Below are 23475 nucleotides of genomic sequence, written 5' to 3'. Positions count from 1 at the left end.
CGATTAACCGTCACGATCCCCGCCCGGTCAACGGCTCATGACGCCCACGCCACCACCGGCGTCCCGCCCCTGAGCCGCTTCAGCGCCTGCCGCTCCAGTTGCCGTACGCGCTCGCGGGTCAGCCCCATGTGGTCGGCGATCGTCCCGTACGTCGCGACCTCGCGGCCCGCCAGGCCGTACCGGTGCCTGATGATGAACGCCTCGCGCGGCGGGAGCGCGCTGACGAGCGCGCGCAGCTCGGCGCTCATGGCCCGTTGCTCGGTGAGCTCGTGCACCTGCGGGCCGTCCTCGTCGGCGATCAGGTCGCCGAGGTTGCCCTCGCCGTGCTCGCCGACCGGCAGGTCGAGGCTGACCGTGTCCTGGGCGAGCCGGCGCAGCCCGGCGACCTCCGCGACCGTGCGCCCGGCCGCCTCGGCCAGCTCCGCGTCGCGCGGCTCGCGCCCCAGCTCGGCGGCGAGCCGCCGCCGCGTCCTGGCCAGGCGCGACAGCTCCTCGCCGACGTGCGTGGGCAGCCGCACCGTACGGCTCTTGTCGTGGATGCCGCGCTCGATGGCCTGGCGGATCCACCACATCCCGTAGGTGGAGAACTTGTAGCCACGCTTGTAGTCGAACTTCTCCACGGCCCGGATCAGCCCGAGGTTGCCCTCCTGGATGACGTCGAGCAGGGGCAGCCCGCGCTGGGCGTACCGCCGCGCGGCGGAGACCACGAGGCGCAGGTTCGACCTGATGAGCAGGTCCTTGGCGCGCCGCCCCTCGTCGCGGATCTCGTACAGCTCGGCGAGGCTCGCTCCCTCCGGCTCCCCGCCGGCGGCCCGGGCGATCAGGTGGCCGGCGTACAGGCCGGCCTCGACGCGCCGCGCGAGCTCCACCTCGTCGGCGGCGGACAGCAGCGGGATGCCGCCGATCTGCTTCAGGTAGGCACCCAGGGGGTCGGGCTCGTGAGCCGGCATGCCATCGCGACTACCCCGGGAACGGCGGTGAATTCCCCGGTTCGGAGAGTTCGGCGAGTTCGGCGATGGCCAGCTCGGCCGTGCTGCGGATGTCGAAGAACTTGTCCAGCGCGGTGATCGCGAACAGGTGCTTGCACCTGCCGTTCAGCCCGGCCAGGAGCAGCCGGCCGCCGGACGCGGTGACGGCCTTGTGGACGTACACGAGCACCGACAGCCCGGACGAGTCGCACACCTCGACGCCCTGCATGTCGATGACCAGCATGGGCGGCTGGGTGAGATCGAGCGCCTTGGTGACGCGATCACGCACTTCGGCGGCTGAGGCGAAATCGAAGTCTCCTGTGAGCCTCGCGATGACGCACGGGCCCTGGAGCCCCAAGCTGATCGACAAGGCTTGCTCCGAAGTCACCCAGCTCCACCTACCTGTATTGCGGTACTGATTCCACTACTTTACGCAAAGTAGCTTCTCGGGTTATACACCAGCATCTGGTCGATATGCGCCTGCGCCACGCCCGAATCGAGCAACATTGCCAGGACCTGGTGATGAATGTGATCGTATCGCCAGTCCGGTGCAAAGGCGGCGAGCGCGTCGTCCCAGGCCCCGCCGAAGTAGTCCATGAAGCAGGCGGTGTCGTGGCTGAGCACCATCCGGTCCGCGTACCCGCGCCGGCAGAGCTCGGCGATCGTGGCCACGCGCCGCTCGGTCGTGTTGTACACGTCCAGCCCGAACCGGTCCATGCCGAGCGTGGCGCCGGTGTCGGCCAGGCTCATGAGGTGGTCGAGGTCGTTGGAGTCGCCGGCGTGGCCGACCACCACCTTGGTCAGGTCCACGCCCTCCTCGGCGAACAGGTCCAGCGCGATCGTCCCGGTGCGCGCCGCCGCGTTCGTGTGCACGGTGATGGGGGCGCCCGTGCTCAGGTGGGCCCGCGCGACGGCGCGGCAGATCCGCTCCACGCCGGGGGTCAGCCCCTTCTCCTCGACCACGCACTTGAGGAACGCGGCCCGCACCCCGGTGTCGGCGATGCCCACGGTCAGGTCGCGCACGAAGTCGTCCACCATCGGGTCCGGGCCGTCCAGCAGCAGGCCGGGGCCGCGGTGCTCGTACTGGTGCGGCAGCTCCTCGAAGCAGTAGAGGCCGGTGGCGACGACGATGTGCAGGTCCGGCACCTCGGCGGCGATCCGCTGGATGCGCGGGACGTACCGGCCGAGACCCCACACCGTCGGGTCGACGAGGGTCCGCACCCCCGTGGCGGCCAGCGCGTTGAGCTTGCGGATCGCGTCGGCCACACGGAACTCCTCGTCCCACCAGACGCCCCGCCCGTAGTTCTCCACGTGCTCGGGCGAGAGGACGAAGATGTGCTCGTGCATCAGCGTCTGGCCGAGATCGGCGGCGTCCACGGGGCCTCGGACGGTGGGGACGGGCATGGTCGCACCTCCACGCCGGCCGGGCGGTGTGCGCGCTCACCCGAGCGCCGCCCACACACCGCGCGCACGGCCGTGCGCGCCAACCTAGGCGCGCACCCCGGCCCGGTCAACGCCCGACGCGCGTCAACGCCCCACGCGCTTCAAGACCCGACGCGCGTCAACACCCGACGCGCGTCAGCGCCCGAGGCGGGGGAACAGCGGGCGCGGCGCGGGGAGGCGTTCCCCGCCGACCGCCGCCGCCACCCGCGCCGCCGCCGACGGCAGGAAGGGCTCCAGCTGTACGGCCAGCTCCCGGCACGCCGCCACGAGCACGGCCAGAGACGCCTCCCGCTCCGCGGGCGGCCGCCCCCACGGCCGGGCGCGCTCGACGTACGCGTTCGCCGCCTCCACGATCGCCTGCACGGCCGCCACGGCCCGCCGGAAGTCGTAGTCCTCCAGCGCCGCGTCCACGAGCCGCCCGGCCCGCCTGGTGACGTCCACCAGGTCCCGCCCCGCCCCTCCGGCCTCCGCGTCCCCGGCGGGGCGGGTCAGGTGGCCGTCCTGGAAGCGGTGGACCATCGTGACCACCCGGTTGACGAGGTTGCCGATGCCGTTGGCCAGGTCCTCGTCCGCGCGGGCGACCAGCCGTTCCTCGGTGAAGTCGGCGTCCCCCACGCGCGGCACCTCCCGCAGCAGCCACCACCGCACGGCGTCGGCCCCGTACGCCCGCACCAGCGCCACCGGATCGACGGTGACGCCCGACGACTTGCTGATCTTGCGGCCGCCGGCCGTCACATAGTCGTGCACCACGATGTCGCTCGGCAGCGGCAGCCCCGCCGACAGCAGCATCGCCGGCCAGTGGACCGCGTGGAACCGGATCACCCCCTTGCCCACCAGGTGGATCTTGCGCGGCTCGCGCACCCACCACCGCTCGTGGTCGTCGTCCTCCAGCGCGGTGACGTAGTTGGCCAGGGCGTCCCACCACACGTACACCACCTGGTCGGGATCGCCGGGCACCGGGATGCCCCAGCCGCGGGCGCGGGCGGCCGAGCGCGAGACGCTCAGGTCGTCCAGGCCGCCCCTCAGGAACGCGAGCACCTCGTTGCGGCGCGCGGCCGGCTCGACGCGCAGCCGTCCGCTGCCGATGAGGTCCAGCAGCGGGTCCCGGTAGCGCGACAGGCGGAAGAACCAGTTCTCCTCCGCCACCCGCTGCAACGGCGCCTCGTGCCCGTCCGGGCAGGGACCCTCCGGGTAGAACTGCTCGCAGCCCACGCAGTACAGGCCCTCGTAGGAGCGCCGGTAGAGGTCGTGGGACACCGCCTTCCAGATCCGCTCGACCCCCGCCCGGTGCCCGGGGTGGCGGCTGGTCCTGACGAAGGAGTCGAACGACAGCTCCAGCGGCTCGCGCAGCGCCTCGAAGGCCGCCGCGTTGCGGTCCACCAGCTCCCGCACCGGCACGCCCTCGGCCTCGGCGGCCAGGACGTTCTTGAGCGAGTTGTCGTCGGTGCCGGTCTGGAACCGCACGGGCTCGCCCCGGCGGCGGTGGTGGCGGGCGAGCACGTCGGCCTGCACGATCTCCAGGGCGAACCCCAGGTGCGGGCGGGCGTTGACGTAGGGAATCGTGGTCGTGACGTACATCCGGTACCTCCCATGGGGCCGGACATGACGAAGGCCCCGGTCAGCGGGGCCTCGACAGGACGTGGACGATGGAACCCCCTACGGGGCGGTCATCACCGTGCGCAGCGTCATGCCGCCGATGCTACCGCCGGGCCGGTCGCGAGCGCCTGCCGTTTTCCGCCCGCCCTCGCCCCCGCCCGCTCCCTCACTACGGACGTGCCGGTCTCCGGCGGTGGACCACCGCCCAGACGAGCGCGCCCACGGCGAAGACCGCCAGCCCGCCCACCACGGACGCCCACGGCAGCGTGGCGGCGAGCACCAGGCACAGCACGACACCCGCCACGGGCACCACCCTGGGCGGCGCGCCCTCCTCCCGCGTCAGGGTGAGCGCGGCGGCGTTGGCGATCGCGTAGTACACCAGCACGCCGAACGACGAGAACCCGATCGCCCCGCGCAGGTCGGCCACGAGCAGCAGCGCCACCACCGCGACGCCCACGGCCAGCTCGGCGCGGCGCGGCTCCCGGCGCGCCGGGTGGACCGCCGACAGGGCGTGCGGCAGGTCGCGTTCGCGGGCCATGGCGAGCACCGTGCGGGAGACCCCGAGCACGAGGGCGAGCAGCGCCCCGAGCGCCGCCACCGCCGCGCCCGCCGTCACCACGGGCCGCAGCCACCCGAAGCCCGCCGCCGTCACCACGTCGTCCAGCGGGGCGGCGGACACGGCCAGCAGGGGCCAGCCCAGGACCCGCAGGGCCGCCACGGCGACCAGCGTGTAGACGACGAGCGTGATGCCGAGGGCGATGCCGATGGCGCGCGGGATCGCCCGCGCCGGGTCGCGCACCTCCTCGCCCAAGGTGGCGATCCGGGCGTATCCGGCGAACGCGAAGAACAGCAGCCCCGCGCCCTGCAGGACGCCCCACAACCCGGTGTCCGAAGGGCCCGTCTCCTCAGCCACCGTCACGAACGCGGGCACCGAGGGGAGGTGTTCGCGGAGGCCGGGGATCGGGTACGGGCCGCCCTCCCCGAGGTCGTCCACCGCACCGCGGGACACGCCGGGCATCCCCGCGGACGCGCCGGGCACGGCGTGCCGCGTCTGGCCGAGGGCGGCGGTGGCTGTCCCGGCCGTGGGCGTCCCGGCCGTGGGCGTCCCGGCCGTGGGCGTCCCGGCCGTGGGCGCCGGCGTGGCGAGGAGGCCGGTGGCGATCACCGCCGCGAGGACGGCCAGCACGAACGCCACCATCACCCGGGCCGCCGCGGTCGAGCGCCGCACCCCGTACACGTTGAGCACCGTGACCCCCACCACGGCCCCCACGGCGAGCGGCCGGGCGAAGGCGGGGGCCACGTAGGCGCCGAAGGTCAGGGCCATGGCGGCGCAGGAGGCGGTCTTGCCGACCGTGAAGCCCCAGCCGGCCAGGTAGCCCCACAACGGGCCGAGCCGCCGCCGGCCGTACACGTAGGTGCCGCCCGACTCGGGGTAGAGGGCGGCCAGGCGGGCCGAGGACGTGGCGTTGCAGTAGGCGACGACGGCGGCGAGCGCGAGCGCGGGCAGCAGCCACGGCCCGGCGGCCGCCGCGGCGGGCGCGAACGCGGCGAACACGCCCGCGCCGATCATGGCGCTCAGCCCGACGACGACCGCGTCGCCGGTGCCCAGCCGCCGAGCCAGTCCCTCGCTCACGTGACTCCTCCCTCGCCGGGTGTCACTCTGCCCTACGCCGCCGGCGTCCCCGCCTCCGGCCCCTCCTCGTCCAGGCCGCGCGCGGCGCCGCTCCGGCTTGAGGAGGTCCGCCGCCGTGGGGCGGAGCCGGGGCGCGTCAGGTGTGCGCCTCCGGTGCGGGGACCACGAGGACGGGCCGGGTGGAGTGGTGCAGCACCCGGTCGGACGTGCTGCCCAGCAGCAGCGACCGGATCCCGCCCATGCCGCGCGTCCCCGTCACGATGAGCGTGGCGCCGACCTCCTCGGCCGCGTCCACGATGGCCGACCACACGGACAGGGCGTCGGTCGCCACCCGGGGCGTGGCCTCCAGCCCGGCCGCACCGGCGAGCCTGGCCCCCTCGGCCGCCAGCTCCGTCATCGACTCCTCGATCGCGGCGTCCTCGGCGCTGGTGTCGCCCACCGCCACCACGAGCCCGGCCGACGCCCGCGCGGACGTCATCGCGGCCCGCTCCCACACGGTCAGCACCACGGCCGGCTCGCCCTTCAGCAGCGTGCCGGCGAACGCGATCGCGGCCTTGGCGTCCTCGGACCCGTCATAGGCGATCAGAATGGTCATCTCATCATCTCCTCGTCGGACGGACGTTCGTTCCATCAGGACCGTCTCCCTACCAACAGGCGGCCGTTTCACGCCTGGGAGACGGGTAGCCCCATGTCATGACGGTGACGAGATTCCAGGACCTGCCGCTCGCCGACCGCGACCGCGAGTGGGACTCCGCCGCTGCCGACAAGCGGGTGCGCAAGTGGGCGGGCGCCGAGCAGGAGCCGAACGACAAGTACCGGCAGGCGCACCTCTGGTACGACGCCGACGACGCCGACGAGTTCGGCGCGTACAAGCTGCCGATCGCCGACGTCGTCAGGGGTGAGCTGAAAGTCGTGCCGCGGGCCGTCATCTCCGCGGCGGGGGTGGTGGACGGCGCCAGGGGCGGGGTGCGCATCCCCGAGGACGAGATCTCCCGGGTCAAGGCGCACCTGGCCAAGTACTACGCCAAGATGGGCGACACCCCGCCCTGGGAGCGCTGAGCCGCCCGGCGCGAGGCCGGCCGCAGCATCGACAGGCCGGCCAGGGCCAGCACGCCCAGCTCGGAGACCACCACGACGCGCTGGGTCAGCCCGGCCGGCACCTCGTCGTCGGCCAGCGGGATCCCGCACATCCGCACCACGTACGGGATCACGACCAGCAGCAGCGCGCCGAGGGCGATCGCGCTCAGCACCCGCACCGCGCGGGCGTACCGGGCGCGGGTCCTGGCCCACATCATCCCGGCCGCCGGCATGGCGAGGAACGCGGCGAACGCGGCGTACCGGTGGATGCCGCCCGACAGCGACAGCGGCACGCCCGGGCGGTCCGTCGGGAACGCCCCGATGAGGAACATGCTGACCGCCCACGCCACCACCAGCACCACGACGCCGCCGCTCGCGCCGGCCCGGCGCAGCCCCTCGGCGGTCAGCGCGCCGCCCACCGCGAACAGCGTCAGCGAGGTGGGCAGCAGCCAGCCTCCCGGGTAGAAGGCGTACGAGCTGATCACGGTGTGCATCGGGTCGAGCCCGGTCGAGGTGTGCAGGGCCAGCATGGCGCCCGTCCCGGCGGCGATGGTGGAGAGTCCGCTCACAAGCAATGCCTTCATGCCTCAAAGCTCGTGGAACGCGGCTTCGCGGAATATCGGAGATCAGCCCCAAGCGGCCCTGAACGACCCCCTAATACCTTGGTCGGGGCACCCCTGGGACGGCCCGGGTGACCTGGGCGGACGTCTCCCCCGAGGGGGATCCCCGCCTCAGGGTCGGTGGGGCGGGCCCTACCGGGTCCGTCAGGACGCCCGGCCGGCGGGGAGGTCGAAGTAGGCGCGGATCGTGGTGCCGCCGGCGCGGGTGTGGACCCGGACGAGATCGCTCAGCAGGTTGACGATGAGCAGCCCGCGCGAGCCCGCGATGCGCGGGTCCACCGGCTCGCGGCCGGCCAGCGGGTCGGTGATGTGCCCCTGGTCGCCCACCTCGCACACCAGCCGGTCGCGCTCGGCCCAGACGCGGATGTCGCCCGCGCCGCCGCCGTAGTCGAGGCTGTTGGCGCAGAGCTCGGCGACGACGAGGCGGATGTCGTCGAGCCGGGTCTCGTCGAAGCCCAGCTCGGCGCCCAGACCGGCGGCCAGGGCGCGGGCCGAGGCGAAGTTGTCGCGGTCGAAGCGCAGGGCGGCGAAGCCGCTGGGCTCGGGGAAGGGCAGGTTGTGCGCGCGTACGACGTGGTGGGGGTCGTAGACGTCGCTGGTCCGCTCGCCCTTGGCGTCCTGGAGCAGCGGGTGGGTCAGCTCCGCCTCGCGCAGGACCTCGGGGTCGAGCCGGTCGGCGTCGTACGGGCACAGGATCGTGACGTGCCGCCCGGTGAAGGCCAGGTTGATCAGCGCCTCGTGCTGGGCGCAGGCGGGGTACTCGGTGGGGCTGCGACCGGCCCAGATCGGCTCGCCGATGATGCGCACGTGCCCGCCGGGGTGACGGTCGGCGAAGGAGCGCAGCACGGCGGGGATGATGCGGCCGGGGTTGCGGCCCGCCTCCTCCATGTTCAGCAGCTGCACGCGGGCGGCGTCGGCGCCCAGAGCGCCCTCGATGAGCCTGAGGTTCGCGGCGGGCACCGCCACGGCCACCGGCTCACCCGCGGCCAGCCCGGCGCGGATGAAGGCCGTGGTGGCATCCAGGTATTCCCGGTCGCCCCTGTAGAAGAGGGCCGGGTGCGCGAAGGGGTCCGCCAGCATCACCCGTCACGGTACCCGCTCGTGAGGAGTTCAAGGCAATCCGTTGGGTATCCCAGGGTTGTGAAGAGAGTCCAGATCGTGCAACGCCCCAAGCCGGCGCAGCAGCCGGCCCCCCTCGACCTGCGTACTCCGTCCGGTCGGCGGCTCCCGTTCTGACGCTTCGCCGGGCGGCGGTGTCAGTGGTGTGCAAGTGACAGTCAAGGCTGGGACCATAGCTTCCCTTCATCCGCAAAAGCTACGAAGGGCATGAAATGAACACCCCCAGCCGCCGCATCGCCGTCGCCATCACGGCGCTCACCCTCGCCGGCTTCACCACCGCCTGTGGCGCCGTCGGCAATGCGGTCGACTGCAACCAGGTCAGCGGCGAAGTCACCAAGATCATGAACGACTTCAGCGGCTCGATGGCCAAGGTCGCGAGCGACCCGAAGGCGCTTGAGACCGCGGGCGACGAGGCGGCCGGCAAGATCAAGACCCTGGCCGGCAACTACGACGGCGAGCTCGCCTCCGCCTTGAACGACCTGGCCTCCGGGCTCGACGGCCTCAAGATCGACGCCGACAACCCGAGCGCCACCATGGAGTCGGTGCAGAAGATGCAGGGCTTCGTCACGAAGATCCAGAGCGCCTGCGGCTGACGCCTGCCTCCGGCCGTCGCGAGGCCTGCGGGGGGCAGTGCATCGCGACGGCCGGTCCGTTCCGGCCCCGGCCGGGCCGTCAACTGGAAAGCCGCACATCCCGAAAAATCCGTCTAATCTTGCTGATCGTGACGGGCGACACGCTGGCGGGCGACACCGAAGCGACCCCCGCCACCTCCTCCCCCTGGCGACACCGGCTCAGCGCCGCAAGGCTCCGGCTGAGAAGCCACCGGCTCGGCGTGGGGCTGATCGCCCTGCTCTCCGCCGCGATCTACGCGGTCGTCGGGCTGGTCAAGCTGGCCACGTTCCGCGCCTCCGTCTTCGACCTCGTCATCTTCGACCAGGCCGTGCGCAACTACGCGCACTTCCGGCCGCCGTACGTGCCGGCCGTCGGCGCCTTCCACGGCCGGGGGCTCGAATACCTGCAGATCGCCGACCACTTCTCCCCCGCGTACGCGCTGCTCGCGCCGTTCTACTGGGTCCACGACGGGCCGGAGTCGCTGGTGGTCGCGCAGGCGCTGCTGTTCGCCGCCGCGATCCCGTTCGTGTGGCTGTTCACCCGGCGGGTGCTCGGCACCGTCCCCGCCTACCTCGTCGCCGTCGCGTACGCGCTGTCGTGGCCCGTGGCGCAGGCGGTCGCGTTCGACGTGCACGAGGTGATGTTCGTCCCGCTGCTCACCTCGATCATGATCGAGCGCTACCACGCGGGACGGCACGGGCCGGCGTTCGCGGCGATGGCGGGGCTCCTCCTGGTCAAGGAGGACATGGGGCTGATGGTGATCGGGTTCGCGATCTACCTGTTCGTCACCGGCGACCGCTTCCGCGGCCTGTGCTGCGCGGCGATCGGCGCGGGCGGGGTGATGCTGACGCGCGGCGCGCTCATCCCCATGCTGGGCGGCAGCACCGACGACTTCTGGGCGTACGGCCACCTCGGGCCGGACGCGCCGAGCGCCGTGCTGACCCTGCTGCGCGACCCGGTGGCCGCGATCCTCATCCCGTTCAACGACGAGGCCAAGGTGGACACGCTCTTCCTGATGGCCTGGCCGACGCTGCTGCTCTGCCTGCTGTCGCCGCTGTCGCTGGCGGCGCTGCCGCACGTGCTCGAACGCATGCTCTCGGACCGCGCCCTGTGGTGGCAGGCGGACTTCCAGTACAGCGCGTTCACCGTCGTCATCCTGCTGTGCGCGGGCGTGGACGGGCTGGCGCGGCTGCTGCGCCGGTTCCGGCGCGCCGACGACCGGTCGCTGAAGCTGGCCTGGGCGTTCGGGGCGTGCGTGATCGCCGTGACGCTGGTCCCCCGCTTCGCCCTGGACCAGCTCTACCATCCGTCCTTCTACGAGGGCGACGAGGTCAAGGTGGTCGCGGCCCGGGAGGCGGTGTCCAAGGTGCCGGCGGGCGTCGTCGTGGAGGCCGCCAACTCGGTCGGGCCGGCGCTCTCGGCGCGCGCCACCGTCCTGCTGTGGAGCGGGCAGTCGCGCGGCGCCCCGTGGGTGGTGGCGGACACGGCCCGCTGGGAGTTCCCGTTCGGGTCGGCGGAGGAGCAGGCCGAGACGGTCGGCAGGCTGGAGGCCGAGGGGTACCGCAGGGTGTTCGAGCGCGACGGGTACGTGGTGCTCAACCGTCCCTAACCCCTGCGCCGCACCAGGCCGGCGGCCTGCTCGTACGCGCGCTCGAACCCCTCCAGGACGGCGGGCCAGGAGCCCGCGGCGGGCGGCGTGGCGCGGTTGTGCGCGGTGATCCGGGCCCGCAGCTCCGCGTCGGCGGACAGCCGGGCCACGGCCGCCGCCAGCTCGCCGAGGTCGCGGCCGAGCAGCCCCTCCGTGCCGTGCCGGACGAAGTCGGCCACCCCGCTCTGCGCCCGCGCCACCACGGGCAGCCCGGCGGCGCGGGCCTCCAGCGCCGCGATGCCGAACGACTCGCGCGGCGCGGGGGCCACGAACACGTCCGCCGACTCCAGCACCTTGGCGATCTGCTCGCGCGTGTAGCGGCCGGGCAGCGACACCCAGCCGGTCATGCCGTGCCGGGCGAGGTAGCGCTCCATCGACCCGCGCGCCGGCCCGTCGCCCACGACCGTGGCCCGCAGCGGCACCGCCGGCGGCACCGCGGCCCGCACCCGGTCGAGCAGCCGCAGCAGCCGCACCGGCTGCTTGCGCGGCGCCAGCCGTCCCACCGCGACGATGTGCACCTCGCCGTCCGCGCGATCCCGCCCGGCGCTCTCGCCGGCCTGGGAACGCCACGCCGACAGGTCCAGCCCGTTGGAGACGACCCGCACCGGCACGCGCCGGCCCGCGACCGCGCGGATCGGCGCCGCCGCGGCGTTGCTCACCGTCGTGCCCACCAGGCCCCAGCGCTGCCACCCGTACGTCAGGCGCAGCAGGCGGTAGAGGGCGCGCGTCAGCGGGTCCCACATGCTGTGCACGGTCACCACGCACGGCAGCCCGGCCCGTACGGCCGCGCGCACGCCCATCCACGCGAACGGCGAGACCGCCCCCGTGTGGACGTGGACCACGTCGGGCCGCGACGCCCGCATGCGGCGCGTGAGATGCCCCACCCCGGCCGGGTGGACCGGCAGGTCGAACGGCATCGGCGCGACGATCCGGTGCACACCGGGCAGCGCCTCGCCCCTGGTGGCGGTGGCCACCTCGACCTCGTGGCCGGCCTGCCTCTGCGTCCGCACGAGGTCGGCGACCTGGACCTCGATCCCCCCGAGCCGCGGCAGGTAACAGTCACTCACGTGAAAGATCCGCACCCCTCCCAGACTAATCTGGGCCTGTGCCTCCACGTACCGCTGTGTTCTTCCACGCCCATCCCGACGACGAGGCCCTGCTGACGGCGGGCACGATGGCGATGCTCGCGGCCGAGGGGCACCGCGTGGTGCTCGTGGTGGCGACCGCGGGCGAGCGCGGCCTGGCCGACATGGAGCCCGGCGAGGAGCTCGGCCGCACCCGGCTGAAGGAGCTGTACGAGTCGGCCGCGCTGCTCGGGTGCGCCCGCGTGGAGTGCCTCGGCTACGGCGACTCGGGCCTCAGCCCCAAGGGCGGCGTGGCCGACGAGCGGCCCGACAACGCCTTCATCGACGCCGACACCGAGCAGGCCGCGGGCCGGCTGGCCGACATCCTGCGCGAGGAGGAGGCCGAGCTGCTGTCGATCTACGACCCGGCGGGCGGCTACGGCCATCCTGACCACGTCCAGGTCCACCGGGTGGGGCGGCGGGCCGCGGAGCTCGCGGGCACGCCGATCGTGCTGGAGGCCACGGTCGACCGCGACCCGCTGGTCAGGCTGCTGCGCCTGGCGGGCAAGGTCTACCGGTTCCCGCCGGAGTTCGACGTGCGGACGTTCGAGAGCGCGTACTCGCCCGGCGAGGTGATCACCCACCGGGTCAACGTGCGCAAGTACACGAGACAGAAACGGGCGGCCATGGCCGCGCACGCCTCGCAGGCGAAGGGCGGCGACGGCGACCGCACCCTGGCCGTGCTGCTGAAGGTGCCCGGCCCGCTCTACCGCCTGGTGTTCGGCACCGAGTGGTTCGTCCGCCGCGACGTGCCGCCCGGCACCCGCCTGCGTCATCCGCTGGACCCGTGGCCGAGTTGACACCTCCGGATGATCCGGGCCGTGCCCGCGCCCGGCAGACTGGGACACGATGAAGAACAAGTGGGTCCAGATCACACTGTCGGCGCTGTCGCTCGCGCTGGCGGTGGTGCTCGTCGTCTACCTGCCGCAGATCGTGCGCGCGCTGACCGGCAAACCGGTCTCCTGGCACGAGATCGGCGCGGTGTTCGCCACGATCGGCTTCCCGATGATCGCGCTGATGACGGCGCTGTGGCTGCTGAGCCTGTTCGCGTACACGTTCGTGCTGACCGGCTCGCTGCCCGGCCTCGGCCACACGCAGGCGCTGACGCTGAACGCGGCCGGGAGCGCGGTGAGCAACCTGCTGCCCTTCGGCGGCGCGGCCGGCGTGGCGCTGACGTTCGCGATGACCCGGGGCTGGGGGTTCGGCAACCGGCCGATCGTGGTGATGACGCTGGTCAGCGGCATCTGGAACACCTTGTTCAGGTTCATCCTGCCGGCGGTCGGGATCATCGCGCTGCTCATGGCGGGCGAGGTGCCCAACCACACCGTGGCCCGGGCCGGCTGGGTGGGCGCGGTGTCGATCCTCGTGCTGTGCCTGGTCGTGGCGGCGGCCCTCTACTGGGACCGCGCCGCGCGGCTGCTCGGCCGCGGGCTGGACGCCGTGGTCCGGGTGCTGCGGCTGCGCTTCCACGCCTCCGAGGCGTTCGAACGGCTGCGCGCCGACACCGCCGACGTCGTCCACACCCGCTGGCTGGGCCTGTCGGTGGGCATGGTGTTCTTCCTCGGGTTCCAGTGGGCGATCATGGCCGCGTGCATGCTGGCCACCGGCGCCTACCCCGGCCTGGCCCAGTCGATCGCGGTGTTCGCCCTGTCGCGGGTGCTCACCAGCGCCCTGATCACCCCGAGCGGCGCGGGCATCATGGAGGGCGGCGTCGTGCTCCTGCTCACCGGCGCGTTCGGGGTGCCGGCGGCGCCCGCCACCGCGACCGCGCTGCTGTTCGGCTTCTGGACTTACACTATCGAGATCCCGTTCGGCGGCCTCGCCCTGGGCGCGTGGGCGCTGCTGCGCAGGCGTGACGGCCGAGGCACCGCCACGGAGCCCCCGTCCGCGATCTCGAAGGCCTCCCCGTGACCATCCGAAACGAAACAAAGACCTTGTGCGCGATTCGGAAGCTTGCATAGCGTGGCGGCTGACATGGTGGCGTTCCGGGTTCTGGGGCCAGTCGAGGCGTACGAAGACGACGAACTCGACCTCGGCGGGTTGCGGCAGCGGGCCGTCCTCGCCCGGCTTCTCGTGGCCAGAGGTCAGGTCGTTCCGGTCGACACGTTGCTGTACGACCTGTGGGATGACGACACGGCCAAGGGAGCCCAGTCGGGGCTCCAGGTTTACATCTCGCGGCTGCGCCGCGTGCTGGAGCCGGGGCGTCCGCGTGGCGGGCCCAACCGGCTGCTGGTGACCGTCGCCTCCGGCTACGCGCTGCGGGTGGCGCCCGACCAGGTCGACGCGCTCACGTTCGAGCAGCTCGTCCGGGCGGCGGGCGAGCACCTGGAGGAGGGCGACCCGCAGTCGGCGCGCGGCCGGCTGGAGAAGGCCCTCGGCCTGTGGCGTGGCACCCCCTACTCCGACTTCGCCGACCAGCCGTGGGCCGAGGCCGAGGTCAACCGGCTGACCGAGCTGCGGCTGGTCGCCCGCGAGCGGCACGCCGACACCGGGCTGCGCCTCGGCCTGCACGCCGAGACCGTGCCCGACCTGGAGGCGCTGACCACCGAGCACCCGCTGCGCGAGGAGGGCTGGCGGCTGCTGGCCCTCGGCCTGTACCGCTGCGGCCGGCAGGGCGACGCGCTGGCGGCGCTGCGCCGGGCCCGCGGCATCCTGGCCGACGAGCTGGGCATCGACCCGGGGCCGGCGCTGCGCAAGCTGGAGTCCGACATCCTGGCCCAGGCCCCCGAGCTGGAGCTGGCCACCGTGCCGCGCCCGCCGCGGCCCGTGCCGGTCGGCGACACCTGGCCGCCCCGGACCGTCGCCGCGGTCGAGCCTCCCCCGTTGGAGCCGGAGCCGTTCGTCGGGCGCGACGCCGAGCTGGCCCGGCTGACCACCGCCGCCGGCCGTACGGGCCGCTTCCAGGTCGCGATCGTCGCCGGCGTCGCGGGCGCGGGCAAGACCACGCTGCTGCGCCAGCTCGAGGGCCGGCTCGCCGCCGACGGCTGGATGACGGCCTCGGGCGCCTGCCCCGACTCCAGCGCGACGCCGCCCGGCTGGGCGTGGGTGGAGATCCTGCGCTCGCTGGTGGGCCGCACCGGCGCGGGCGAGTACTCCCAGCTCCTCGCCCCGCTGCTGGACGACGCCGCGCCCGACCCCGACGACGACGAGGCGTCCGGCGGCTTCCGCCTGCACCGGGCGGTCGGCGGCTACCTGGCCGGGGTGGCCCGGCGGGCGCCGATGCTGCTGACGCTCGAAGACCTGCACTGGGCCGACGACCAGACGCTCGCCCTGCTGCGGGCGCTGCCCAGCCTGCTGGCCACCAGCCGGGTCATGCTCGTCGTCACCTGCCGCGAGAGCGAGCTGGACGACGGCCAGTCCGACGTGCTGGCGTCGCTGGCCCGGCTCGGGCCGCTGCGGGTGCAGCTGTCGGGGCTCGACCCGAAGGCCGTGGCGGAACTGGTCCGGGCCACCTGCGTGCGCGAGATCGACGAGGACGCGGTCGAGTCGATCGTCGAGCGCACCGCGGGCAACCCGTTCTTCGTCCGCGAGACCGTCCGCCTGCTCGACTCGGAGGCCGCCGCCGACCGGGCCAGCGCCGCGGAGGTGCTGTCCCGCGTGCCGTCGGGCGTGCGCGACGTGCTGCGGCGGCGCATCTCGCGCCTGCCCGCCGGGGCGCAGCAGATCCTGCTGCAGGCCGCGGTGATCGGCCGCGACGTGGACGTCGACGTGCTGGTGGACGTGGCCGGCGATGAGGACGCCGTGGTGGAGGCCGTCGAGGCGGCGTTACTCGCGGGGCTGGTCACCGAGCCGGGCCCGGGGCTGCTGCGCTTCGACCACGACCTGGTGCGCGACACGATCTACTCCGACGCGTCCCGGCTGCGCCGCACCCGGCTGCACGCGGCGGTCGCGGCGGTCATCGAGCGGCGCGCCCCGTCCGACGTGGCGGCGCTCGCCCACCACTACTTCCTGGCCGACGCCGCCGAGAAGGCCGTCCACTACTCCGGCCTGGCCGCCGAGCAGGCCGAACGCCGCTTCGCGCACCGCGAGGCCGCGACGCTGTGGGAGCAGGCCATCGCCGCGTTCGACCGTACCGGCGGCCCCACCCGTGACCGGCTGCAGCTCATGCTGCACCGGATCAAGGCGCTGGCCCTGTGCGGCGACATGACCGCGGCGCGGCTGCTGCGCCGCGAGGCCATGGACGCCGCGCTGCCGCTGGGCGACCTGGAGATCACCGCCCGGGTGGCGGCCTCGCTGGCCGTCCCGCACAAGGGCATGGCGCGCGACTTCACCCGCACCGCGTGGGAGATCGTGGACGTCACCGAGAAGGCGCTCATGGAGCTGCCCGAGGGCGAGCAGACGCTGCGCGCGAGCCTGCTCACCACGCTCGCGCTGGAGCTGGAGGGCTCCTCCTCGCCCGAGCGCGGGCGGCAGGCGTCGCTGGAGGCGCTGGAGCTGGCCCGGCAGAGCGGCGACCCGGTGCTGCTGGCCGCCGCGCTGAGCGGGCGGCTGCGCCAGTCGTACGACATCCCCGCCGTCGACACCCGCGAGAGCATCGGCCGCGAGCTACTGGAGGTGGCCCAGCGCTCCGGCCAGATGGCCACCCAGGCGCTCGCCCACCTCGTGCTGCTGGAGTGCGCGGCGGCCCGCGGCCAGTTCGCCGCGGCCGACCAGCACGCCGCCGCCGCGGAGCGGCTGGCCCGGCAGTACGACCTGTCCGCGCCCGCCGCGGTCTGCGCCTGGTACTCCGGGCAGCGGCTGATGATCGCCGGCGACTACGCGGGGGCCGAGCGCACCTACCGCGAGGCGGCCCGCATGACGGCCCGCGCCGGCATGCTGGAGGGCCGCCAGGACCTGCCGCTGATCACCACGTTCTGCCTGCACCTGGTGGACGGCCGCGCGGCCGAGACGGTCGAGCTGCTGGCCGAGGCGCACCAGCGGGGCGCCAAGTGGACGCTCGACGCGTACGCGCTGGCGCTCGCCTCCGCCGGGCACCTGGCCGACGCCAAGGCCGTGGCCGCCGTCCGGCCGCCGGTCCGGCCGGACTTCCTGTACGAGCTGGCGATGACGTGGCGGGCGCTGGCCGGGATGCTGCTCGACGACCGGGAGCGGATGGTCGACTGCTACGACAAGCTCGTGCCGTTCGCCGACCGGGTCGCGGGGGCGGGCACCGGCGTGGTGGCGCTGTGGCCGGTCGCGCTGACGCTCGGCGACCTCGCGCTGCGGCTGGGGCAGCCGGACGCGGCGCGCGACCACTACACCAAGGCGCTGGAGGTGGCGGAGCGGGTCGGCGTGCCGCGCTGGGTGGACGCCGCCCGCCGCTCGGTCGGCCTGTGAGGGCCGTCGGTTCGTGCGGGCCCGTTGGCAGGTGACCTGGACGGGGCCCGTCAGCAGGTGACCTGGAAGCGCCTGCTCTTGACCGTGCCGGCGCCGCGCACGGACAGCTCGACCCGGTACCACCCCGGGTTGCCGGTGATGCGCGGCGACCAGTCGACGCTCTCCCGGAGGCCGGCGAACCCGTCGTGGTCCACCAGGTAGTCGCGCCAGACGCGGCCGTCCGGGCTCAGGCGGGCCAGCCGCCAGGCGTACAGGGCGGTGCCGTGCGGGTCGGGGTTGACGACCACGCCCCTGGCCGTGAACGTCTTGGCGCACCCGGTGTCGCTGCGCGTCTCGACGACCGTCACGGTGCCGGGGGCGGCCGGTGCCACGCTCGACGCGATCGGCGTCGTCATCGGCAGGGTCATCGGCGTGGTCATCGGCGTGGTCATCGGCGTCTCGCGGGCCGACAGGGTCACGGTGTGCCCGTCCCGGGGTGCGGAGCTCGCGGTGTCGTAGGCCGAGAACCCCACGTAGGCGGCGGTGAAGGCGAACGCCGCGACGAACAGCTTGGCCGTGTTCGCCGTACCGCTGACCAGGACCGCGGTGCTTCTCGTCCCCATGATCGTCACTCCTCTTCGCTCATGTACAGGTGTAGGCGAGGACGATTGCGGGGCGGTTGTCGGTGACTTGCACCTTTTGCGGCGTCCGTGCAGGCCGCCGGTGCGACAGGATGGGGAGCACCGGCAGCCGGACCGCTGTGGCAGGCACGCTCGGGCGTGAACTAAGGTTAGGCTGACCTTTGTGCGATCTGGGGTGGTGATGTTCCGCTATGTGGCGCCCGGCACTGGCCGTCCCCTCCCCCGGTGAGCCGTTCTGGCTCGGCCTGCCGTACTGGCTGGTGGGCGTCGTCCTGATCGCGGCGCTGTTCGGGGCGTTCCAGGTCTACTACTGGGTCGGGCGCAAGCTCGGCGAGCGGCTGTACGACTCGCGCGTCGGCGTGCGGCTGGGCCGCGAGCGCATCGCGAAGATCGAGGACGTCGTCGAGCGGTGGGGCGCGCTGGCCGTCTACGGCTGCTTCTGGGTGCCGATGCTGCGGCACACACTGCCCTGGGTGGCCGGGGCGCTGCGGGTGTCCTATCCGTGGTACGTGGTGGCGAGCGCGCTGGGCTGCCTGACCTGGGCGCCGCTGTGGTGGTTCGGGCTGACCGCGCTGGTGTGGGGCTGGCTGCGCCTGGCCGCCACGTCGCCGGTGACGGCGGTGGTCGTGGCCGTGCTGGCCGTGGCGGGCGCCGTCGCCTTCACCGTCTGGCGCCGCAGGAAGCGCGCCGAGAAGGCCCTCGCCGCCTAGGGACGCCTTTCCCGTCTTACGGGGAGCTGCGTGCGGTGTTCGCTGTCGTCCGTAACGGCGGTTTACCCGGCACTGGTCCTTGTTGTCGCGTCTTTGAGACCTGGTTCGGCAAACGGAGCGTTGATCACCTGGGAGCATGTCGCCATGCGTATTGGGGGTTTCAGCGGTTCTGCCGCACTCGTTCTCGCCCTGGGGGTCGCCTCGCCCGCGCCCGCGGGCGCCATGCCGGCCGTCGCGGCGCCGGCGTCCGCCACGGCCACCGCCACGGCCACCGCCACCGCCACGGCCACGGCCACGGCCACGGTGCCGGCGGTCGGCGCGAAGGAGGCCTACGTCGTCGACTCGGCCGGAACGGTCCACTTCAGCAAGCGGGAGACCCGCCGGGTCCCGGTGGCCAGCCTGGTCAAGGTCATGACCGCGCACGTGGTGCTGCGCGAGGCCCGGCTCACCGACACCGTCGAGATCACCGCGGCGGACGTGCGCCACGCCACGAGCAACGGCGCCACCACGGCCGCGCTGAAGAAGGGCGAGCGGCTGACGGTCCGCGACCTGCTGTACGGGCTGATGCTGCCGTCGGGGGCGGACGCCGCCAACGCGCTGGCGCGCAAGTACGGCCCGGGCATGACCGCGTTCGTGGCCAAGATGAACGCCGAGGCCAAGCGCCTCGGCCTCGCCGACACCCGCTACGCCAACGCCGACGGCCTGCCGACCCCGGCCAAGGGCGGTTACTCCACGGCCGTGGACCAGGTCAAGCTCGCCGACATCGCGCTGGACGACCCGACGTTCAGGTCGGTCGTGGGCGCCGAGACGCACAAGGTGGCCAAGACGGCGGTGCACCGGGCGCACACCTGGCGCAACACCAACAAGCTGCTCCAGCAGGCCGACGGGGTGCTCGGCGTCAAGACCGGCTTCACCAACGACGCGGGGTTCTGCCTGCTGTTCGCCGGGGAGCGCAGCGGCCGGGAGGTGGTCGGCGTGCTGCTCGGCGACCAGAACGCCCGCCGCTTCAGCACGGCGGAGCGGCTGCTCGACTACGCGGGCGAGCAGATCGCCGGGGGCTGATCGGTCGCCCCGGTTTGTCCCACGCGGTCCGGTGATCGGGGGATTTCGGTAGCCTAACGAGCTCTAGGCTTGGCGACCGTAAACCTGATCGACAGAAGGGACCGTGCGCGTGCTCGACGACGCCGGACTCCAGGCGCTGCGCGAGGCGGCGCGCCTCTCGCCGGACAATCTCCCTCTGCGACGGCACCTCGCCGACCAGCTCCTGGCCAAGGGGTACCTCGCGGAGGCCGAGGCCGAGTACCGCGCGGCGCTGGTGCTGGCGCCCAAGGACCCGGAGATCGCCGCCGGGCTGGCCGAGGCGTTCGCCCGGCAGAGCGCGCACGGCCAGGCGCTGGCCGCACTGGAGCCGTTCCTGGCCGCTCCCGGCTACCCGCCGCGGCTGGGCGTGATCGCCGCCCGCGCGCTGCTCGGGGAGGGGGACGCGCACGGCGCGGCCCGCCGTTACCACGAGGCGGTCTCGCGGGACCCGTCGCTGGCGGACCCGGACCTCGCGGCCCGGCTGACGCCCCAGCCGAGCGTCCCGCCGGCCCCGTCCTGGGGCGCTCCCGCTACGCCGGGCTCCTCGTGGGGCGCTCCCGGCGTCCCGGCGGGCGTCGGCGGGGCGGGCGGGGCGGCGTGGGACGGCCAGGCCGGGCCGGGCTCCTCGTGGGGCGGTCAGGGCGGGCCGGGCTCCCCGTGGGGCGGTCAGGCCGGGCCGGTGCAGCAGCCGGCGGAGGCGCCCGGCGGCGCGCAGGTCGAGCGGTCCTCGGTCTCGTTCGCGGACGTGGCGGGCATGGAGGCCGTCAAGGAGGCGCTGCGCGTCAAGCTGCTCCTGCCGATCCAGCAGCCCGAGCTGTTCAAGGCGTTCGGCAAGCGGGCCGGCGGCGGCGTGCTGCTGTACGGCCCGCCCGGCGCGGGCAAGACCCACCTCGCCCGGGCCGCGGCCGGCGAGCTCGGCGCCGCGTTCGTCAGCGTCGGACTGTCCGACATCCTCGACATGTACATCGGCTCCAGCGAGCGCAACCTGCGGGCCGTGTTCGACCTGGCCCGGCGCAACCGGCCCTGCGTGCTGTTCTTCGACGAGGTGGACGCCCTGGCGGCGCGCCGCTCCGACATGCGGCAGGCGCACGCCCGCCAGCTCGTCAACCAGTTCCTGGCCGAGCTCGACGGGGTGGACCAGCACGCCAACGAGGGCGTCCTGGTGCTGGCCGCCACGAACGCCCCCTGGTACATCGACGTGGCCTTCCGCCGTCCCGGCCGGTTCGACCAGCTCGTGTTCGTGCCGCCGCCGGACCACGCGGCCCGCGCCGCGATCCTGCGCATCCTCTGCCGCGACAAGCCGCTGGCGGAGATGGACTTCGACGCGGTGGCCCGGGTGACGGAGCTGTTCGCCGGGGCCGACCTGAAGGGCGTGGTGGACCGGGCGGTCGAGGCCAAGCTGCACCAGTCGATCAGCGCCGGGCGGCCCATCCCGCTGTCGACGCCCGACCTGCTGGCCGCCGCGCAGGCCGTCAAGCCGGCCGCCGTACGCGAGTGGCTGGGCACCGCCCGCAACTACGTGATGCACGCCAACGACTCGGGGGCCTGGGACGAGCTGATGCCCTGGATCAAGCAGGTGCGATGACGCTGCCGTCCCCGCCCGAGGCCGGCGCGATCCAGCGGGCCCGGGCGCTGCTGGAGCTGCGCCGCCCCGCCGACGCCGAGCGGGAGCTGCGCGGCGTCCTCGCCGAGGTTCCCGAGCACGCGACCGCGCACGCCTTTCTCGCGGTCGCCCTCGACGCCCAGCGCAGGCACGGGGAGGCGATCGCCGAGGCGCGCGAGGCCGTGCGGCTGGCGCCGGACAACTGGTTCACGCACTACGTCGCCGCCCAGGTCCACAAGGGGGCAGGCCTCCTGGCGGAGGCGATCGCGGCCGCGCGGGCGTCCCTGGCCCTGTCCCCGGAGGAGGCGCTGACCTGGGAGGTGCTGGCGCGCGCGCACCTGCAGGCGGGCCAGTGGCCGGAGACGGCCGAGGCGGCCCGGCGCGGGCTGGCCGTGGATCCCGAGGAGGCCGACCTCGCGAGCCTGCTGGCGCTGGCGCTCGCCCGGCTGGGTGACGGCGCCCAGGCGCGGGCCGCCGCCTCGCGGGCCATCGCGCTGAGCCCCGAGAACACGCTCGCCCACCTCGCGTACGGGCACGCGGCGCTGGCGGCCGGCGACCCCGTCGAGGCCGCCTCGGCGTTCCGCGAGGTGCTGCTGCTGGACCCCGGCTTCGACACCGCCCGCGGGCTGCTGCTGACCGCGCTCAAGCAGCGCAACCCGGTCTACCGGACGCTGACCCGGCTGCGGGAGAGGTTCTTCGGCCGGGGGTGGCTGGTGCTGCTGCTGCCGGCCATGCCGGCGCTCGTCGTCGTGTTCGTCCTCATCGCGCTGCTGCACTGGGGGGCGTGGGTGGCCGAGGCGTTCACCACGCTGCGCCTGGCGCGGGGCAAGGCGACGAGGCTGATGTTCGGCGGCGGCGACGCCCGGACGGCCGCGCTGTGCTGCGCCCTGCCGGTCGCCGGGGCGGCGGTGCTGGCGACCGGGGCGGCGGCGGGCCTGGAGGCCCTGGCGACGGCGGGCGGCGCGCTCATGGCGATGGTCACGCCCGTCCAGGAGGCCGGGCACACCGGCTCCCGGCGCGCCCGCGGGGTCCTGTTCGGCTGGTCGGCGCTGCTGGCCGTGGCCGCCGTCGCGGCGGTGCCGCTGTCGGCGCCGCCGATGGCGCTGCTGACGGCGTACGCGGCGCTGTCGACGATCTGGATCGCCGCCGGAGTGCGACGTTTTCTCGGCACCTGACGGGAAATTTCGCCCTTCACCCTTTATTCCGTTTTCCGGCAGTCTTCTCCGCCGTGAATGCCGCTAATCGGGCGGCCTCTCGACGCGGAATACCGGCAATGGCATGATGCGCCGGTCCTTGACGCTTTTTCACCCTTGCTTTCCCTGTACGGGGAATTCCGATTCGGCGTGGCGTCCTGTGATGGCTCGCGGCAACTGTAAGCATCTTTACCGTCACGCTGTGCTTGCGCAGGGTGCAAACGGGGGCCTTTTCCGGCCAATAGATTGACCGCGGCCGTCTGCCGCGTTCCGAGAGGAACGGAACCTCATGTTCACCAGTTCCCGTACCAGTACCAAGACCGACAGCCGGCCGGTCAAGGCGCTGCTGACGCTCGCCACGGCCGGAACCCTGTCCGTGGTGCTCGCCGCCAGCGTGGCCGCTCCGGCGTTCGCGGCGGATCCCAAGAAGGACAAGAAGCTCAGGAAGGCGGTCAGGGACTCCGTCGTCTCGCAGATCCACGACCACGACTCGGACTCCGACGACGTGGACGACGACGACGCGGACGACACGACGACCGTCACGACCAACGGGCACCACCGCCACCACCGGCGCCACCTGCACCTCGCCGGCGCGGGCGACGACTGCAACCGGGGAACGTTCTTCAAGATCCACTCTCTGGAGCCGCGGCACTTCTACATCCCGCGCACCCACTTCGTCGACGGTCCCGGCGGCTCGGTGACGGCCAGCGTCCACCGCGAGCACGAGGTCCTGGCGTTCGTCGAGGCGGACTTCGAGAAGCTGCGCTCCATCAGCCGGGAGCTCACGCCGGACACGATCATCCGCACGCTCATCAGGACGTCCATCCCGCACCTCGAGAAGCGGCACATGATCTTCACCGGCCACGACTACACGCACGACATCACCAAGGGCAAGTACGGCAACCTGTGGTACCGCGCCTTCGGCTACCGCGTGCACTGGACGGTCCGGGCCCGGCTCGACACCTGCAAGGTGCTCCGTACCGCCAGAGGCATCGCCGACATCCCGTCCGCGGTGGAGGGCTGGCGTTACTGGGAGACCGACAAGCCGATGTTCCACGGCCGGGTGCTCTCCGAGAAGTAACCGGGAAGCCCGGGTTCAGCAGGACGGAGCCG

The 23475-nt window shown here is 73.6% G+C and carries 21 protein-coding genes; 11 read left to right on the top strand and 10 right to left on the bottom strand.

Annotated elements, in window-relative coordinates; all coding sequences use genetic code 11:
- Positions 1-35 precede the first annotated feature (35 nt).
- From HT134_RS20475 to HT134_RS20450, 6 genes are all read right to left on the bottom strand, one after another.
- Positions 36-950: a sigma-70 family RNA polymerase sigma factor gene (locus HT134_RS20475; RefSeq protein ID WP_175602013.1), complete on the bottom strand. Its 915-nt coding sequence runs from the start codon at positions 948-950 to the stop codon at positions 36-38.
- A 10-nt stretch (positions 951-960) separates the two neighbouring features.
- Entirely contained in the window at positions 961-1356 is a 396-nt protein-coding gene (locus HT134_RS20470; protein ID WP_312888270.1) for an STAS domain-containing protein, read from the bottom strand.
- A gap of 41 nt (positions 1357-1397) precedes the next feature.
- Complete coding sequence (locus HT134_RS20465) at positions 1398-2372, bottom strand: phosphotriesterase family protein (protein WP_175602011.1); 975 nt, start codon at positions 2370-2372, stop codon at positions 1398-1400.
- A gap of 174 nt (positions 2373-2546) precedes the next feature.
- Positions 2547-3989 carry a methionine--tRNA ligase gene (locus HT134_RS20460; protein ID WP_175602010.1) on the bottom strand — a complete coding sequence of 481 codons (1443 nt, stop codon included), beginning with the start codon at positions 3987-3989 and terminating at the stop codon, positions 2547-2549.
- A 187-nt stretch (positions 3990-4176) separates the two neighbouring features.
- The gene (locus HT134_RS20455; protein WP_217708111.1) at positions 4177-5640 is read right to left on the bottom strand and encodes an APC family permease; all 1464 of its coding nucleotides are present in this window, start codon (positions 5638-5640) and stop codon (positions 4177-4179) included.
- 136 nt (positions 5641-5776) lie between these two features.
- Positions 5777-6235: a universal stress protein gene (locus HT134_RS20450; RefSeq protein WP_175602009.1), complete on the bottom strand. Its 459-nt coding sequence runs from the start codon at positions 6233-6235 to the stop codon at positions 5777-5779.
- Between the two features lie 98 nt (positions 6236-6333).
- Between HT134_RS20450 and HT134_RS20445 the strand changes: the two genes are divergently transcribed.
- Positions 6334-6699 (top strand): hypothetical protein, encoded by a 366-nt coding sequence (locus HT134_RS20445; RefSeq protein ID WP_175602008.1) that lies wholly within the window; start codon positions 6334-6336, stop codon positions 6697-6699.
- Here HT134_RS20445 and HT134_RS20440 read toward each other — a convergent pair.
- Together HT134_RS20440 and HT134_RS20435 are read right to left on the bottom strand one after the other, a co-directional pair.
- Positions 6660-7301 (bottom strand): DUF998 domain-containing protein, encoded by a 642-nt coding sequence (locus HT134_RS20440; RefSeq protein WP_175602007.1) that lies wholly within the window; start codon positions 7299-7301, stop codon positions 6660-6662. The two genes, HT134_RS20445 and HT134_RS20440, sit on opposite strands and share 40 nt — an antisense overlap.
- Before the next feature lie 180 nt (positions 7302-7481).
- Positions 7482-8417, bottom strand: coding sequence for an anti-sigma factor RsbA family regulatory protein (locus tag HT134_RS20435; RefSeq protein WP_175602006.1), 936 nt, complete (start codon positions 8415-8417; stop codon positions 7482-7484).
- 251 nt (positions 8418-8668) lie between these two features.
- Here HT134_RS20435 and HT134_RS20430 point away from each other — a divergent pair, with 251 nt between their 5' ends.
- Positions 8669-9049, top strand: coding sequence for a DUF8711 family protein (locus HT134_RS20430; protein ID WP_175602005.1), 381 nt, complete (start codon positions 8669-8671; stop codon positions 9047-9049).
- Positions 9050-9177: 128 nt separating this feature from the next.
- The gene (locus HT134_RS20425; RefSeq protein ID WP_312888269.1) at positions 9178-10677 is read left to right on the top strand and encodes a DUF2079 domain-containing protein; all 1500 of its coding nucleotides are present in this window, start codon (positions 9178-9180) and stop codon (positions 10675-10677) included.
- Here the strand turns inward: HT134_RS20425 and HT134_RS20420 are convergent.
- Positions 10674-11783, bottom strand: a complete 1110-nt coding sequence (locus HT134_RS20420; protein ID WP_312888268.1) for a glycosyltransferase family 4 protein — start codon at positions 11781-11783, stop codon at positions 10674-10676. The two genes, HT134_RS20425 and HT134_RS20420, sit on opposite strands and share 4 nt — an antisense overlap.
- A 38-nt stretch (positions 11784-11821) precedes the next feature.
- Here HT134_RS20420 and HT134_RS20415 point away from each other — a divergent pair, with 38 nt between their 5' ends.
- The 3 genes from HT134_RS20415 to HT134_RS20405 are packed head-to-tail and all read left to right on the top strand — an operon-like array spanning position 11822 to position 17156.
- Positions 11822-12640, top strand: a complete 819-nt coding sequence (locus tag HT134_RS20415) for a PIG-L deacetylase family protein (protein ID WP_312888267.1) — start codon at positions 11822-11824, stop codon at positions 12638-12640.
- A 49-nt stretch (positions 12641-12689) separates the two neighbouring features.
- Entirely contained in the window at positions 12690-13751 is a 1062-nt protein-coding gene (locus tag HT134_RS20410) for a lysylphosphatidylglycerol synthase domain-containing protein (RefSeq protein ID WP_175602003.1), read from the top strand.
- Between the two features lie 51 nt (positions 13752-13802).
- Positions 13803-17156, top strand: a complete 3354-nt coding sequence (locus HT134_RS20405) for an ATP-binding protein (RefSeq protein ID WP_312888266.1) — start codon at positions 13803-13805, stop codon at positions 17154-17156.
- Positions 17157-17206: 50 nt separating this feature from the next.
- Here the strand turns inward: HT134_RS20405 and HT134_RS20400 are convergent, their stop codons facing one another.
- A complete protein-coding gene (locus HT134_RS20400; RefSeq protein ID WP_175602002.1) occupies positions 17207-17758 on the bottom strand; it encodes a hypothetical protein in 552 nt (183 codons plus the stop codon).
- A 209-nt stretch (positions 17759-17967) separates the two neighbouring features.
- Between HT134_RS20400 and HT134_RS20395 the strand changes: the two genes are divergently transcribed.
- The 5 genes from HT134_RS20395 to HT134_RS20375 all read left to right on the top strand — a co-directional run bounded on the left by HT134_RS20395 (position 17968) and on the right by HT134_RS20375 (position 23443).
- Positions 17968-18486 (top strand): DedA family protein, encoded by a 519-nt coding sequence (locus tag HT134_RS20395; protein ID WP_175602001.1) that lies wholly within the window; start codon positions 17968-17970, stop codon positions 18484-18486.
- A 144-nt stretch (positions 18487-18630) separates the two neighbouring features.
- Complete coding sequence (locus HT134_RS20390; RefSeq protein ID WP_175602000.1) at positions 18631-19548, top strand: D-alanyl-D-alanine carboxypeptidase family protein; 918 nt, start codon at positions 18631-18633, stop codon at positions 19546-19548.
- Between the two features lie 103 nt (positions 19549-19651).
- Positions 19652-21151 carry an AAA family ATPase gene (locus tag HT134_RS45760; protein ID WP_312888265.1) on the top strand — a complete coding sequence of 500 codons (1500 nt, stop codon included), beginning with the start codon at positions 19652-19654 and terminating at the stop codon, positions 21149-21151.
- Positions 21148-22344, top strand: a complete 1197-nt coding sequence (locus HT134_RS20380; protein ID WP_175601999.1) for a tetratricopeptide repeat protein — start codon at positions 21148-21150, stop codon at positions 22342-22344. Before HT134_RS45760 ends, HT134_RS20380 begins: the two co-directional genes overlap by 4 nt.
- Positions 22345-22651: 307 nt before the next feature.
- Entirely contained in the window at positions 22652-23443 is a 792-nt protein-coding gene (locus HT134_RS20375; protein WP_175601998.1) for a hypothetical protein, read from the top strand.
- Positions 23444-23475: the final 32 nt, after the last annotated feature.

The sequence above is a fragment of the Nonomuraea rhodomycinica genome (assembly GCF_013363995.1).
Classification (GTDB): domain Bacteria; phylum Actinomycetota; class Actinomycetes; order Streptosporangiales; family Streptosporangiaceae; genus Nonomuraea; species Nonomuraea rhodomycinica.
Note: the sequence above shows the minus strand (reverse complement) of the source record. Positions and strands in the feature narration are given on the sequence as shown.

What these genes read in the sequence shown, in the direction of transcription:
- HT134_RS20460 (WP_175602010.1), bottom strand. Translation starts at nt 3,989, where the DNA reads ATGTACGTCACGACCACGATTCCCTACGTCAACGCCCGCCCGCACCTG.
- HT134_RS20380 (WP_175601999.1), top strand. Translation starts at nt 21,148, where the DNA reads ATGACGCTGCCGTCCCCGCCCGAGGCCGGCGCGATCCAGCGGGCCCGG.
- HT134_RS20440 (WP_175602007.1), bottom strand. Translation starts at nt 7,301, where the DNA reads ATGAAGGCATTGCTTGTGAGCGGACTCTCCACCATCGCCGCCGGGACG.
- HT134_RS20430 (WP_175602005.1), top strand. Translation starts at nt 8,669, where the DNA reads ATGAACACCCCCAGCCGCCGCATCGCCGTCGCCATCACGGCGCTCACC.
- HT134_RS20400 (WP_175602002.1), bottom strand. Translation starts at nt 17,758, where the DNA reads ATGGGGACGAGAAGCACCGCGGTCCTGGTCAGCGGTACGGCGAACACG.
- HT134_RS20410 (WP_175602003.1), top strand. Translation starts at nt 12,690, where the DNA reads ATGAAGAACAAGTGGGTCCAGATCACACTGTCGGCGCTGTCGCTCGCG.
- HT134_RS20465 (WP_175602011.1), bottom strand. Translation starts at nt 2,372, where the DNA reads ATGCCCGTCCCCACCGTCCGAGGCCCCGTGGACGCCGCCGATCTCGGC.
- HT134_RS20390 (WP_175602000.1), top strand. Translation starts at nt 18,631, where the DNA reads ATGCGTATTGGGGGTTTCAGCGGTTCTGCCGCACTCGTTCTCGCCCTG.
- HT134_RS20475 (WP_175602013.1), bottom strand. Translation starts at nt 950, where the DNA reads ATGCCGGCTCACGAGCCCGACCCCCTGGGTGCCTACCTGAAGCAGATC.
- HT134_RS20450 (WP_175602009.1), bottom strand. Translation starts at nt 6,235, where the DNA reads ATGACCATTCTGATCGCCTATGACGGGTCCGAGGACGCCAAGGCCGCG.
- HT134_RS20375 (WP_175601998.1), top strand. Translation starts at nt 22,652, where the DNA reads ATGTTCACCAGTTCCCGTACCAGTACCAAGACCGACAGCCGGCCGGTC.
- HT134_RS20445 (WP_175602008.1), top strand. Translation starts at nt 6,334, where the DNA reads ATGACGGTGACGAGATTCCAGGACCTGCCGCTCGCCGACCGCGACCGC.
- HT134_RS20435 (WP_175602006.1), bottom strand. Translation starts at nt 8,417, where the DNA reads ATGCTGGCGGACCCCTTCGCGCACCCGGCCCTCTTCTACAGGGGCGAC.
- HT134_RS20395 (WP_175602001.1), top strand. Translation starts at nt 17,968, where the DNA reads ATGTGGCGCCCGGCACTGGCCGTCCCCTCCCCCGGTGAGCCGTTCTGG.